16 protein-coding genes are annotated in these 13612 nt (G+C 59.1%); 7 read left to right on the top strand and 9 right to left on the bottom strand.

The annotated features are described in order from the left end of the window. Positions 1–6: 6 nt before the first annotated feature. The 4 genes from EYC95_RS05635 to EYC95_RS05620 all read right to left on the bottom strand — a co-directional run bounded on the left by EYC95_RS05635 (position 7) and on the right by EYC95_RS05620 (position 3261). On the bottom strand, positions 7–948 hold the full coding sequence (locus tag EYC95_RS05635; RefSeq protein WP_131059480.1) for a MerR family transcriptional regulator: 942 nt from the start codon (positions 946–948) through the stop codon (positions 7–9). Further along, on the bottom strand, positions 948–1910 hold the full coding sequence (locus EYC95_RS05630; protein ID WP_131059479.1) for a DUF523 and DUF1722 domain-containing protein: 963 nt from the start codon (positions 1908–1910) through the stop codon (positions 948–950). The genes EYC95_RS05635 and EYC95_RS05630 overlap by 1 nt, the downstream gene beginning before the upstream one ends. A gap of 152 nt (positions 1911–2062) precedes the next feature. Further along, positions 2063–2278 carry a TIGR02450 family Trp-rich protein gene (locus EYC95_RS05625; protein WP_131059478.1) on the bottom strand — a complete coding sequence of 72 codons (216 nt, stop codon included), beginning with the start codon at positions 2276–2278 and terminating at the stop codon, positions 2063–2065. Continuing rightward, positions 2275–3261, bottom strand: a complete 987-nt coding sequence (locus tag EYC95_RS05620) for an NAD(P)/FAD-dependent oxidoreductase (protein WP_131059477.1) — start codon at positions 3259–3261, stop codon at positions 2275–2277. The genes EYC95_RS05625 and EYC95_RS05620 overlap by 4 nt, the downstream gene beginning before the upstream one ends. 196 nt (positions 3262–3457) lie before the next feature. On the opposite strand from EYC95_RS05620, the gene EYC95_RS05615 reads away from it, so the two are divergent. Then, on the top strand, positions 3458–4360 hold the full coding sequence (locus tag EYC95_RS05615) for a TIGR01777 family oxidoreductase (protein ID WP_131059476.1): 903 nt from the start codon (positions 3458–3460) through the stop codon (positions 4358–4360). Positions 4361–4373: 13 nt separating this feature from the next. Continuing rightward, positions 4374–5399 carry a ferrochelatase gene (gene hemH / locus EYC95_RS05610; RefSeq protein WP_131059475.1) on the top strand — a complete coding sequence of 342 codons (1026 nt, stop codon included), beginning with the start codon at positions 4374–4376 and terminating at the stop codon, positions 5397–5399. A 102-nt stretch (positions 5400–5501) separates the two neighbouring features. On the opposite strand, the gene EYC95_RS05605 is transcribed toward hemH, so the two are convergent. Beyond that, complete coding sequence (locus EYC95_RS05605) at positions 5502–6776, bottom strand: uracil-xanthine permease family protein (protein ID WP_131059474.1); 1275 nt, start codon at positions 6774–6776, stop codon at positions 5502–5504. Positions 6777–6778: 2 nt separating this feature from the next. Continuing rightward, positions 6779–7417: a uracil phosphoribosyltransferase gene (gene upp, locus EYC95_RS05600; RefSeq protein WP_131059473.1), complete on the bottom strand. Its 639-nt coding sequence runs from the start codon at positions 7415–7417 to the stop codon at positions 6779–6781. Between the two features lie 175 nt (positions 7418–7592). Here upp and EYC95_RS05595 point away from each other — a divergent pair, with 175 nt between their 5' ends. The 4 genes from EYC95_RS05595 to EYC95_RS05580 all read left to right on the top strand — a co-directional run bounded on the left by EYC95_RS05595 (position 7593) and on the right by EYC95_RS05580 (position 9554). Next, positions 7593–8150: a hypoxanthine-guanine phosphoribosyltransferase gene (locus EYC95_RS05595; RefSeq protein ID WP_008025895.1), complete on the top strand. Its 558-nt coding sequence runs from the start codon at positions 7593–7595 to the stop codon at positions 8148–8150. 4 nt (positions 8151–8154) lie between these two features. Further along, positions 8155–8628, top strand: a complete 474-nt coding sequence (locus tag EYC95_RS05590) for a WbuC family cupin fold metalloprotein (RefSeq protein WP_131059472.1) — start codon at positions 8155–8157, stop codon at positions 8626–8628. Positions 8629–8717: 89 nt separating this feature from the next. After that, positions 8718–9203 (top strand): hypothetical protein, encoded by a 486-nt coding sequence (locus tag EYC95_RS05585; protein WP_131059471.1) that lies wholly within the window; start codon positions 8718–8720, stop codon positions 9201–9203. A gap of 63 nt (positions 9204–9266) precedes the next feature. Further along, positions 9267–9554, top strand: a complete 288-nt coding sequence (locus EYC95_RS05580; RefSeq protein ID WP_038981593.1) for a PA4642 family protein — start codon at positions 9267–9269, stop codon at positions 9552–9554. A 226-nt stretch (positions 9555–9780) separates the two neighbouring features. Here EYC95_RS05580 and mqo read toward each other — a convergent pair whose 3' ends face one another. After that, positions 9781–11289, bottom strand: a complete 1509-nt coding sequence (gene mqo, locus EYC95_RS05575) for a malate dehydrogenase (quinone) (protein ID WP_131059470.1) — start codon at positions 11287–11289, stop codon at positions 9781–9783. A gap of 738 nt (positions 11290–12027) precedes the next feature. Then, complete coding sequence (locus EYC95_RS05570) at positions 12028–12261, bottom strand: hypothetical protein (RefSeq protein ID WP_131059469.1); 234 nt, start codon at positions 12259–12261, stop codon at positions 12028–12030. 205 nt (positions 12262–12466) lie between these two features. Here EYC95_RS05570 and EYC95_RS05565 point away from each other — a divergent pair, with 205 nt between their 5' ends. Beyond that, positions 12467–13051, top strand: a complete 585-nt coding sequence (locus EYC95_RS05565) for a YajG family lipoprotein (RefSeq protein ID WP_131059468.1) — start codon at positions 12467–12469, stop codon at positions 13049–13051. Between the two features lie 193 nt (positions 13052–13244). Here the strand turns inward: EYC95_RS05565 and EYC95_RS05560 are convergent, their stop codons facing one another. Further along, positions 13245–13451, bottom strand: a complete 207-nt coding sequence (locus EYC95_RS05560; RefSeq protein ID WP_010458215.1) for a hypothetical protein — start codon at positions 13449–13451, stop codon at positions 13245–13247. Positions 13452–13612 lie beyond the last annotated feature (161 nt).

Raw genomic sequence — 13612 nt, 5'->3', positions numbered from 1 at the left:
GTTTCATTAAATAAGCCCACGCTTGACCAGTTCCTGATGAGCCGAAAGCGGGTCTTCAACCAGGAACAAATCAGCAATCTCGGAAGTTCTTACGGACAACTCGGCGTGGTGGATGCATACCGTTGGTCCGGCAATTATTTTTGGGCAACTGACGCCATTCAAAAGTTTCGGCAGATGCGAAAGATTCATGGCTTTGCTGGAAAACAGCAGTACGCCGCGGGCTTGCAGGTGATCGACCGCCAACGAGAGTTCGCCCGCCGGAAGCGGCCAGTCGAAGACTTCCACCGGGCAATCGGCGCTGCTGATCAGCCAAGCGGTCAGCCACAGATGAGGTTCCAGTGGCAGGTCCGAGTGATTGATCAACAGCCATGGCGCGGTGCGTAACTGACGGTTGTTATGGTAGATGCGTGCGCCGAATTTGCTGCGCAGCCAGGAGAAGAAAAATACTCGCTCCATCTGCGCGCCGAACTGGCCCTGCCAGCGTTGTTCCAGTTCCGCCAGCAACGGCATCAGCAGTTGTTCGCACAAGGTGCGTGGCGGATACAGCGCCATGGCTTGATTGACGGTGTCATCCAGCGTGCGTTCATTGAGTTGGGTCACCGCTTGCAGCAACGTCTGGCCCAGCACCTGCCAATCGTTTTCGATGGCTTCGGTAAAGGCCTGAGGCGTGTCGAGCAGTTGCTTGACCTGGCTGACAGCCACGCCGCGATTGAGCCAGGTGAGGATCGTCATAATCCGTTGCACATGTTCGGCGGAGAACAGGCGATGCCCCTTGGGCGTGCGCTGGGGCACGATCAGCCCATAGCGTCGTTCCCAGGCACGCAGGGTCACGGCGTTCACGCCGGTCTGCCGCGCCACCTCACGGATCGGCAACCAGCCTTCGTCCAGGGCTTTCTTGAAGTCATCGCCCAGGTCTTCCTGGGCGCTGGTGTCGATTGGGGTCTTCATTAGATTGCGTTTCGCAGGCTGAGGTTTTCCGGGTGCGGCTGAAGGTAAACCTGCTGCGCAATGTACGGATCCGGGTGTTGGCGGAAGTAATGTTTGAGCAGCGTCATTGGCACGACCAGCGGCACGATGCCGTGTCGGTACTGGCCGATAACGTGCTGCACTTCCTGCTTGTCTTCAGGGCTGATGACCTGTTTGAGGTAACCACTGATGTGTTGCAGCACATTGGTGTGAGTGCGACGCGTGGCACATTTTTTCAAAGCGACCATCAACTCACTGAAATAGCGCGGGCCGAGTTCGTCGGGATCGGTCTGGCCCATATTGCCCAACAGGTTGCCGAGGGCTTTGTATTGCACCGGGTTGTGGGCCATCAGCAGGTATTTGTAGCGCGAGTGGAAGTCTGTGATGCCGCGCCGGGTCAGGCCTTCTTGCAGTAACTGCTGCCAAGCGCTGTAGGCGAACACGCGGGTGAGGAAGTTTTCGCGCAGCACCGGATCGTTGAGACGGCCATCTTCTTCCACCGGCAAATCCGGATGCAGGGCGCAGAACGCCTGGGCATAGATGCCGCGTCCACCACCGTCCACCGGCGCGCCGTTGGCGTGGTAGACCTTGACCCGGTCGAGGCCGCAGGAAGGGGATTTCTGCATGAAGATGTAGCCGCAGATATCGTCCAGTTCCGCGGCCATTTTCTGACCGTACTCGGCGAGCGGGCGGGTGACATTGATTTCAGGGGTGACGGTGCCGACTGCCTCGGGATGTTCGGGGTCGCCGATCAGGCGGATCGGTTCGCGAGGAATACCCAGGCCAATGGCGACTTCCGGGCACACCGGGACGAAATCGAAATAGTCGGTGAGGGTGCGACTGCACAGCCGTGATTCCTTGTGCCCGCCGTTGTAACGCACCTCGGCCCCCATCAAGCAGGCGCTGATGGCGATTTTCGGACGGGTCGTTGGCTGTTCGCGCATCGGAGCACCTCGAATCTAAACCTGTACAGAGTGATTATTCTGTACAACATGTTCTTCATCATAGATTCAAAGATGTACAAGTCAAATTATTTGTATAAGTTTCCGAGAGGAGTGCAATTCCCTTGTGGGAGTGAGCCTGCTCCCACAGGGGCCTATTTCCAGCCGAGTATCCAGGCGTCGCTATCTTTCAGGGTCTGCCAGGGCAAACGCTGATTACGTTGAGTCAACACCGCCTGCAACTCGACGTCCAGCACCGTGCCTTCCTCATCGCGGAACAACTCGGTCACCAGAAAATGTTTTTCGCGGTTTTGCGGATGGGCTGCTGTCCATTTCGACAGCAGCAATTTACTCGGGGAAATGCGATTCACTGCAAGTGTTCATGCAAGCGGCGCGCAGCTTCCTGGCCGCTGAGCCAGGCGCCTTCGACACGCCCGGACAAGCACCAGTCGCCACACACATAGAGGCCCAGGTCGGCATCGGCCAGGGCGCCCCATTCGTGACTGCTGGCGGGGCGTGCATAGAGCCAGCGGTGCGCCAGGCTGAAGGTCGGGGCGGGCATGGCGCTGTGCAACAGTTCGGCAAACGCACCGTGCAGTTGCTCGATCACCGCCTCCTTGGGCAGGTCGATATGTTGACGACTCCAGGCACTGGTCGCATGCAGCACCCACGTGTCGAGGGTGTTGTCGCGCCCCGGTTTGCTGCGGTTGCGCGCGAGCCAGTCGAGCGGGCTGTCCTGCACGAAGCAACCTTCCATGGGGGTATCCAGCGGAGTCTCGAACGCCAGCGCTACCGCCCAGGTCGGCTCCATTTTTACCCCGGCGGCGGCCCCGGCGAGTTTCGGCGCGGAAGCCAGCAGCGCAGTCGCCTGAGGCGCCGGCGTGGCGATCACCACGTGACTGAACGGACCATGGGTGAAGCCCTCGGCGTCTTGCAAATGCCAGTGTTCTTCACCGCGATAAACCTCGGTGATCCGGCAGGCGAAATGCACTTCCAGATCCCCGAGCAGGCCGCGAGTGATGGCGCTCATGCGTGGCGTACCGACCCAGCGCGTCTGTTCGTCCGGCGACAGGTTGAGTTGGCCGCCGTGGAAGGTGTAGAGCTGCGGCGTCCATTCGGCGACCCAACCGTTGGATTGCCAGCGCTGGACCTCGGTGACAAAACGCCGGTCGCGGGCAGTGAAATACTGGGCGCCCATGTCCAGGGCACCCGCATCGCTGCGCTTGCTCGACATGCGTCCGCCACTGCCTCGGCTTTTATCGAAAAGTTGAACGATGTGCCCGACTTCTGTCAGGGCCTGGGCGGCTGAGAGCCCGGCGATGCCGGTGCCGATGATTGCGATAGGTACAGTCATAGGGGCCTCGTTTACCTTTCTGTACAGACTACGCCGTGGATTAAACCTGTACAATATTGTTTTTCGGTATAACTTTTAGCGTTCTCGATCTGACAGCTTGGCCTATTGTTAAACACAGAGCCTGCCCGATAACAAAGATCCCTGCTTATAAAAATAGACTAGTGAACAGGGTAAAACGCCACGCGAGGAAGAAGTCATGCACATATTGCTGACCGGCGGTACTGGTTTGATAGGACGTCAACTCTGCCGGCACTGGTTGAGCCAAGGACATCGCCTGACAGTCTTGAGTCGCACGCCGGAAAAAGTCGCAAAAATCTGCGGTGCCCAGGTTCGCGGCGTCGCGTCGCTCGAAGACCTCGGGCAAGAACCGGTGGACGCGATTATCAACCTGGCGGGCGCGCCCATTGCTGACCGGCCATGGACGTCCAGACGCAAAGCCTTGCTCTGGAGCAGTCGCATCACCCTGACCGAGACCTTATTGGCGTGGATCGAAACCCGTGAGCAGAAACCGCAGGTACTGATCTCGGGATCCGCCATTGGCTGGTACGGCGACAGTGGCGAGCGGGAGCTGACTGAAGCGTCTCCGCCGTCCATCGATGATTTCGCCAGTCAGTTGTGCATTGCCTGGGAAGAAACCGCCCAGCGCGCCGAGGCTTTGGGCGTTCGGGTGATTCTGATTCGAACCGGGTTGGTGCTGTCCGCCGAGGGCGGCTTTTTGTCGCGGCTGTTGTTGCCGTTCAAACTGGGGCTGGGCGGGCCTCTAGGCAGTGGTCGGCAATGGATGCCATGGATCCACATCAACGATCAAATCGCCCTGATTGATTTTCTTCTGCATCGCAACGACGCCAGCGGTCCTTATAATGCCTGCGCGCCTAAACCGGTGCGCAACAGCGAGTTCGCCAAGACATTGGGCAGCGTGCTGCACCGCCCGGCGTTCATGCCGATGCCGGCCCTGGCCTTGAAAGTGTGCCTGGGCGAGTTGTCACTGCTGTTGCTGGGCGGCCAGAAGGCCGTACCGGTGCGCTTGCTGGAAGCGGGTTTCACTTTCCAGTTCACTGATTTGCGCGCGGCCCTGGACGATCTGTCCAGCCGCCTTTGAAATAGGACGTTGCATGACCGATCACGCATTGCTTCTGGTTAACCTGGGTTCACCTGCCTCCACGTCGGTGGCGGATGTGCGCAGCTACCTCAATCAATTTCTGATGGATCCGTACGTGATCGACCTGCCATGGCCGGTGCGACGCTTGCTGGTGTCGCTGATCCTGATCAAGCGTCCGGAGCAGTCGGCCCACGCCTACGCGTCGATCTGGTGGGAGGAGGGCTCACCGCTGGTGGTGCTCAGCCGTCGCCTGCAACACGCCATGACCGCCCAGTGGACCCACGGCCCGGTAGAGCTGGCGATGCGTTACGGCGAGCCGTCGATTGAGTCGAAACTGGTTCAGCTGGCGGCGCAGGGCTACAAAAAAGTCACCCTCGCGCCGCTTTATCCACAGTTCGCCGACAGCACCGTTACCACCGTGGTCGAAGAAGCCAAGCGGGTGTTGCGCGAGAAAAATCTCAATGTGCAGCTGTCGATTCTCCAGCCGTTCTACGATCAGCCGGAATACCTCGATGCCCTGGTGGCCAGTGCCAAGCCGCATTTGCAGCAGGATTACGATCACTTGTTGCTGAGTTTCCACGGTTTGCCGGAGCGCCACCTCACCAAGCTCGATCCGACGGGTAAGCATTGCTTCAAGAATGAGGATTGCTGCAAGAACGCTTCGCCAGAGGTCTTGGCCACCTGCTATCGCGCGCAATGCCTGCGCACGGCGTCGGAGTTCGCCAAGCGCATGGGGTTGCTGGACGGCACGTGGTCGGTGTCGTTCCAGTCGCGTCTGGGGCGTGCGAAATGGATCGAACCCTATACCGAGGCGCGTCTTGATGAGTTGGCCGGCATGGGCGTGAAGAAAGTCCTGGTCATGTGCCCGGCGTTTGTTGCCGATTGCATCGAGACGCTGGAAGAGATCGGGGATCGCGGGCGGGAGCTGTTTCGCGAAGCGGGGGGAGAGGAACTGGTGCTGGTGCCGTGCCTAAACGATGATCCGCAGTGGGCGCGGGCGTTGAATACTCTATGTGAACGAGCACCGTTGGCGCTTTAAAAGCTTCGCGGGCAAGCCTCGCTCCTACAGAGGCGTGTCGCTCAACATAACGACGCACTCTGTAGGAGCGAGGCTTGCCCGCGAAGGCATTCTCAAGGCTGACTACAACAACGGCTCATCCGCCTTCTTGTGCTTCCAGCTGTCATTCCCTGGCAGCAGCAGGTTCAGCCCGATCGCCACCACCGCGCACAACGCGATGCCTTTGAGGCCGAAGTCGTCCGGGCCAGTGCCGGTGCCGACCAGCACACCGCCAATCCCGAACACCAGCGTCACCGATACAATCACCAGATTGCGCGCTTCGCCCAGGTCGATCTTGTGGCGGATCAGCGTGTTCATCCCCACCGCGGCAATCGAGCCAAACAACAGACACAGAATCCCGCCCATCACCGGCACCGGGATGCTTTGCAGCAGCGCGCCGAACTTGCCGACGAACGCCAGGCTGATGGCAAAGATCGCCGCCCAGGTCATGATTTTTGGGTTGTAGTTCTTGGTCAGCATCACCGCGCCCGTCACTTCGGCGTACGTGGTGTTGGGCGGACCGCCGAACAGGCCCGCCGCGGTGGTGGCAATGCCATCGCCGAGCAGGGTGCGGTGCAGGCCAGGTTTCTTCAGGTAATCGCGGCCGGTCACGCTGCCGACAGCGATCACGCCACCGATATGCTCGATGGCCGGCGCCAGGGCCACCGGAACGATGAACAGAATCGCCTGCCAGTTGAATTCCGGCGCGGTGAAGTGCGGAATCGCGAACCACGGTGCCGCGGCAATCTTCGCGGTATCCACCACGCCGAAATAGAACGCCATGGCAAAACCCACCAGCACCCCGGAAATGATCGGCACCAGGCGGAAGATGCCTTTACCGAACACCGCGACGATCAGGGTGGTCAGCAGCGCCGGCATCGAGATCAGCATGGCGGTCTGGTAATGAATCAGCTCGGTGCCGTCGCCCGCCTTGCCCATCGCCATGTTGGCGGCAATCGGCGCCATGGCCAGGCCGATAGAGATGATCACCGGGCCAATCACCACCGGTGGCAGCAGGCGATCGATGAAGCCGGTGCCTTTGATCTTCACGGCAAGGCCCAAGAAGGTGTAGACGAAGCCCGCCGCCATCACGCCGCCCATGGTCGCCGCGAGGCCGAACTGGCCCTTGGCGAGAATGATCGGGGTGATGAAGGCAAAGCTCGACGCCAGGAACACAGGCACCTGACGCCCGGTGACGATCTGGAACAGAATCGTCCCCAGACCCGCGGTGAACAACGCCACGTTCGGGTCGAGGCCGGTAATCAGCGGCATCAACACCAGGGCGCCGAAGGCCACGAACAGCATCTGTGCGCCAGACAGCACCGTGCGCCAGAGCGGATCGTTGAACTCTTGCTGCATGCTCAAGCGTCCTTCTGCTTGGTACCGAAGATCTTGTCACCGGCATCGCCCAGGCCTGGGATGATGTAACCGTGTTCGTTGAGTTTTTCATCAATGGAGGCGGTGTAGATCATCACGTCCGGGTGAGCTTTCCCTACAGCAGCGATGCCTTCAGGCGCGGCAACCAGCACCATGGCGCGGATGTCGCGGCAACCGGCTTTTTTCAGCAGGTCGATGGTGGCGACCATGGAGCTGCCGGTGGCGAGCATCGGGTCGATGATCATCGCCAGGCGTTCATTGATTTCCGGAACCAGTTTTTCCAGGTAGGTGTGGGCCTGCAGGGTTTGTTCGTTGCGGGCCACGCCGACGGCGCTGACTTTGGCGCCCGGGATCAGGCTCAGCACGCCTTCGAGCATGCCGATACCGGCGCGCAGGATCGGCACCACGGTGATTTTCTTGCCGGCGATTTTCTCGACCGACACCGTGCCGCACCAGCCTTCGATGTCGTAGGATTCCAGCGGCAGGTCTTTGGTGGCCTCATAGGTCAGCAGAGCACCGACTTCCTGAGCGAGCTCACGGAAATTCTTCGTGCTAATGTCGGCGCGGCGCATAAGGCCGAGTTTATGACGGATCAGCGGATGGCGGATCTCGAGGATGGGCATGGGAAAGGCTCCGGCGGCGGGCAAAAAAACCGGCCTAGATTAATCTATCCGAGGGTGTTGTCCTATAGACATACAGTACGTTAGTCCACAAACGCTTGATCTGGCCTCGCTTGATGCGTACCTTTGCCCGCTTTTCCGAACCCGTCCCTCCCCTCAACCTCCCTTGGAGAGCGCCATGTCCGCTGATCTCGAGCATATCCGTCAAATCATGCGAGAGGCTGACTGCCTGTACACCGAAGCTGAAGTCGAGGCGGCCATCGCCCGCGTCGGTGCACACATCAACGAACAGATGGCGGACACTAACCCTGTGGTGTTCTGTGTGATGAACGGCGGGTTGATTTTCGCCGGAAAGCTGCTCACCCATCTGCAATTCCCGCTGGAAGCGTCCTACCTGCATGCTACCCGTTATCGCAACGAAACCAGCGGCGGCGACCTGTTTTGGAAAGCCAAGCCGGAAGTCTCGTTCATTGACCGTGACGTGCTGATCATCGACGACATCCTCGACGAAGGCCACACCCTGGGCGCGATCATCGACTTCTGCAAACACGCCGGCGCACGTAAAGTGCACACCGCCGTGCTGATCGACAAGGACCACGACCGCAAGGCTCGTCCGGACCTGAAAGCCGATTTCGTCGGCTTGCCGTGCATCGACCGTTACATCTTCGGTTACGGCATGGACTACAAAGGCTACTGGCGTAACGCCAACGGGATTTTTGCCGTTAAAGGAATGTAAGAACATGACCACGCCCAGCTTTCTTGATCAAACACTGTTCGCCGAATTGGCCGAGAAAGCGGCGGCGAATCCTCGCGGGCGTCAGCATCACAACTTCCATCAGATGGAAGAGTCGTGCCATCGCATGGCGGTGGGCTTGCAGCCAAACACGTATATCCAGCCTCACCAACACTTGGGCGATAACAAGGCCGAAACCTTGTTGGTCCTCAATGGCCGGCTCGGTTTGCTGATCTTCGATGAGTCCGGCGTGGTCGTGAAGAAACAAATCCTCGTGGCGGGTGGTGACTGTGTCGGCGTGGACCTGCCAACCGGTGTGTTCCATGGCTTGGTGGTGCTGGAAGCCGACAGCCTGATGTTCGAGTGCAAAGCCGGGCCTTATCGCCCGCTGGGTGAGTGTGAGCTGGCGCACTGGGCTCCGCGCGAAGGCGAGCCGGGTGTGGCCGAGTATCAGGCGTGGATGCGCGCGCAGTTCGATTGATCTCCGCTCGCTCCTACAGAGACGGTGTACACAGATCCACGTTCGTGTGCTCATGCTAGAGTGCTAAGCCCCGCCCTCCGGAGCCCGTCATGAGTCTTTTGATCCGCAGCTGCGCCGCCCTGTTGCTGACCCTCAGCCTGCCTCTGGCTGCCGCTCCGGCGCCGATGCACGCGCAGTTCCTGCCGCCTGACGACCTGACCCTGCGTGACGCGGAGCCCGAGCAACAACAGTTGTTGCAAGTCACCGAGTATTCGGTGGTGGTCGGCAGCCAGCGTCAGTCCAATCAACAGCCGATTCCGGTCACGTCTCCGGTGATGATCCGCCTCAAGGGTAAATCCTTGAACAAGGGCGCGACCATCAACCAGGTGCTGGTCAACTTCGATGGCGAAAGCAAAAGCCTGAAAAAGCCGATCTACGACGAAAAGAACAAGACCCTAACGCTTTTTTACCCGATGGCGCAGTACCGGGTGGTGATCGACTTGTTGCGCAATGACACGGTGTATTGCCAGTTCCTCAGCTACGCCAACGGCCATATCTGGGCCGATCTGCATACAGGGGCTGTTCGTCCGCGTTGAGCCTTGTGCCCGGGCAGGGGTAAACTGCCCGCCCCGTGAAATGTCTGCGAGCTGGAGTCGGCAATGCGTAAAGATAAGAAACAAGTGATTGGTGACGAGATCGGCGATGAGCAGATCAAGTTGTTTCTCGATTTCGAGCCGGTCGACGCCACTTCGCCGTCCCTGCACAAACTGATCAAGGCCTACCGTGGCCTGCGCATCGATGACTTCGAGCGTTTTCTGACGTTCTTTGTTGAAGCTGGCCTGGATCTGGATGGCAAGGATGAGCACGGCAATGACTTCGTCGCCTTGATCAAGGATCAGCGCAACGCCGCCGAGTACATCGAGCTGATCAGCAAGGCTCGCGGTTAACCTCAGACACACCGGTTGTTGCCCTGAGTTGGTTGGTGCTTGTTCTGGCCCCTTCGCGAGCAAGCCCGCTCCCACATTTGATTTGTGTACGCCGATCCACTGTGGGAGCGGGCTTGCTCGCGAAGGCGGTGTAACTAACACCGAGGATCTTAAGGCCATCTGTTGCACAGCCCATAAAAAAACGCCCCGCCCTCAATGAGGACGGGGCGTTTTTTATGCGACCGAATCAAGCGTAGCTTTCGGTCTCGTTACTGGCTTCAACCAGTTCCAGCGCGACGTTGTTGTGCGCATTGATCTTGCGATACAGCGCAGCGTCGGTTTCCAGAACCCTTTCCCGAGCCGGGAAGATTTCCGCCAGTTTGGCAGCCCATTCACCAGACGCCTTGTTCGGGAAGCATTTTTCGATCAGTTCAAGCATGATCGAAACAGTCACCGAAGCACCTGGGGACGCGCCCAGCAGGGCGGCAAGAGAACCGTCCTTGGCCGCGACCAGTTCGGTACCGAACTGCAGAACGCCGCCCTTTTTCGGGTCTTTCTTGATGATCTGCACCCGTTGGCCGGCCACTTCCAGGCGCCAGTCTTCGGCTTTCGCTTCAGGGTAGAAGCGACGCAGGGAGTCCAGACGCTGCTCCATCGACTGCATCACTTCGCTGACCAGGTACTTGGTCAGGTCCATGTTGTTTTTCGCCACGGCCAGCATCGGGCCGATGTTGCCAGCGCGAACCGACATCGGCAGGTCCATGAAGGAACCATGCTTGAGGAACTTGGTGGTGAAACCGGCGTAAGGTCCGAACAACAGGGACTTATTGCCGTCGACCACGCGGGTGTCCAGGTGCGGCACCGACATCGGTGGCGAACCCACCGCCGCCTGGCTGTAGACCTTGGCCTGGTGGTGTTTGACCACTTCCGGGTTGTCGCAACGCAGCCACTGGCCACTGATCGGGAAGCCGCCGAAGCCTTTGCTTTCTTCGATGCCCGACGCCTGCAACAGCGGCAGTGCCGCGCCGCCAGCGCCGAGGAAGACGAACCTGGCGTCGACTTCACGGGAGTTGCCGCTGTTGACGTCCTTGATGCTGACGGTCCAGCCGCTGCCGTTGCGCTTGAGGCCGGTCACGCGCTTGCAGTACTTGACCTGGGCATCGGGTGCGCTGGTCAGGTGCTTGAGCAGTTGATTGGTCAGGGCGCCGAAGTTGACGTCGGTGCCGTTCATCACGCGGGTGGCCGCGACGACTTCGTCGGCTGGACGGCCCGGCATCATCAATGGCATCCACTCGGCCATGGTGGCCTTGTCTTCGGTGTATTCCATGTCCGAGAACGCGTGGTGCTTGCTCAGGGTCTTAAAGCGTTCCTTGAGGAAAGAAACGCCATCATTTCCTTGCACGAAGCTCAGGTGCGGCACCGGGCTGATGAATGTCTTGCACGAGCCGAAAGTGCCTTTTTTGGTCAGGTAGGACCAGAACTGCTTCGACACTTCAAACTGAGTGTTGATGTGCACGGCTTTCTTGATGTCGACGTTGCCGTCGGCGGCCTGCGGCGTGTAATTGAGCTCACACAGCCCGGCGTGACCGGTCCCGGCGTTGTTCCACGGGTTCGAACTCTCCGCGGCACCGGAATCCATCAGCTCGACGACTTCCAGCTTGATCGCGGGGTCGAGTTCTTTGAGCAGTACGGCAAGGGTGGCACTCATGATGCCGGCCCCAACCAGTACTACGTCGACTGCTTCGTTATGCGCCATTTAACGCGTCTCCAAAATCTGCAGCACCAAATTGTCGGCATGGCTGCCAGGCGTTCAGGGGCGTGTCAGTGATGCCCCAGGTACCTATGGCAGTATCGCCATGTCCGAATCTTCGCAATTTTTCGCAACTTCGACGGATGCATGCGGCCGGGCCTAAAGAGTTACATGAACTCATCTCAGCGCGCGGCTGGCAATTCGACTTATGGTCGAGACATCCGTTTGTGCAACCAAATCCGTAGCGGACAGGCTTCAGGCTCCGGTGTTCGAGGAGTACTCGGTCCTGTGTCGTTGGGCTGTTTCAGACGCTAATGGTGCATGTTCAGACGCAAAACTATTCATTTGCTCGCCACACTCTCGTGAAGTTGTGAAAACCCGTTTTTTTCACGCTCTTTTGAAGACGTGAACCTCAAAAAAGGGCTGTCCCAGCCTGGCACTGTGCCCGGATGGATTGCCGTCATGGGGTACATGACAGGCAAAACGGGCAAACAGCTCAGTAACCGAGCGTAATGACAGCTCTGCAGATTCGCGAAAAGTGAGGGTTTTGCTCAAGGAACAGCAAGCGCGCCAGCTTCACTCGATCTGTGTGGGCGGCTCTCTGTGGGCGGTGCGGGGTGCCAATACCGAAGCATTGACGATGCTGCGAGGCCCGATCAGGAGACGTCCTTATAATCGGGGGGAGATTGTATCTAAGAAACGCGGGGAAATGGACGTGTTTAATGACTTTTATTAGGCGTCTGGTCAGGTGGTCAACAGATGTTGCACCCGTGCACGTGGCTGGCGTTGGCTGACACGGGCGCTCGGGGGCAGAGGATGATGCAGCCAGTTGAGGCGGATTTCTTCGATTTCGACCCAGCCATCGCCCATCGGCTGGAGGCTGCACTGCTTGAACGCCTGGCAGTGGCCATTGCGGTCGAGCAGGGCGAAGCTGCGGTGCAACGGACGTGGCGCGAACAGCGAAATGAGATAACGCATGGGGAAGTACCTTGTGGGTGACCTGATGTGAAGGTTGCCAGCGAGCCGTGACGTGAACGTGTATGGGCGATGACAGATGTGTGACAGGAACCGGTTTCCCAAGGGTTTGTCAGACATTTCAGTATTCATTGCGAGACGCTAGTTAGCGACGATGGCCCACCGCTATACTGCGGGCCTGTTTGTGCCTGATTCTGGAGAGAAGAGCATGTTGCAACGCCTGTTGTTCGGTTTGATCACTGTGACCAGTTTGACCCTCGTCGGCTGCGCCCACAGCCCGCAACAACTGAACCCTGAACCCAAGCTGACGACTCAGCTGGCGCCGGTCGGCCGTGGTCAGCCGGTGGTAGTGCGTGTGGTGGACGGTCGTCCGTCGCCAACCCTGGGCACCCGTGGTGGCTTGTACCCCGAGACCAGCGCGATCACCGTGCAGGGCGCGCAGGTCCTGCCGAAGTTGCAGGCTCAGGCCGAGGCGGCCGTGCGGCTGCTGGGCTTTACCCCGACGTCGAATGCGCCGAATGCTCCGCAGTTGACGGTGACCTTGGCCGAGCTGAAGTACCAGTCGCCCAAAGAAGGCATGTACGTGACCGAGGCGACCATCGGCGCGACGTTCCGCTCTGATGTGCAGAACGCCAACCGTCGTTACAGCGGTCGTTACGGTGCGTCCCTGGATCAGCGTTTTGGTATGGCGCCGAATCAGGAAACCAACACCAAACTGGTCAGTGATGTGTTGAGCGATGCGTTGACGCGTCTGTTCAAGGATCCGACGATTGGTCAGATTCTCAGCGAATAACGGTCCGCGAGATTCAAAAAAGCCCGGTGCCAGCAATGGCCCGGGCTTTTTCATGCCTGTTGATTTTCGTGAGTTCCACCCGAACAAATGTGGGAGCGGGCTTGCTCGCGAAAGCGGTGTGTCAGACGACGTAAATGTTGAATGTCACACCGCTTTCGCGAGCAAGCCCGCTCCCACAAGAGGTCAGTGGTGGTCAGGCAGCTTGCGAATAAAAATCCAGCACACTCACACCTGTCAGCAAATCCGTCTCAGGCAAATCCGCATGTTGATGCCCGCCCAGCGCGCAATAAACCAGCCAGTGGCGGTCCTGGACGTTAAAGGCGAGGCTTCCTACGAGGTTTTGTTGTTCGTCACTCTGGGCGATGAGGTAGAGGCGGTCCTGGTTTTCGGCGTGCAGCATGACGGTTTCCGTGTCGGTTTCGAGGGGCGCCAGACTGGCGTATTCAGATGACGGAGCCGTGACACAGGGCAACATTTGGTCAGTGGTTTCGTTATTTGTCGGAAAGGTGGGGCAGGTGGACAGGCTTTCGGTAGAATCCGCGCCGCAGTCGTCGGTTCGGC

The sequence above is a fragment of the Pseudomonas sp. BGI-2 genome (assembly GCF_004310295.1).
Lineage (GTDB): Bacteria > Pseudomonadota > Gammaproteobacteria > Pseudomonadales > Pseudomonadaceae > Aquipseudomonas.
This window is presented reverse-complemented; position numbering and strand designations above follow the sequence as displayed.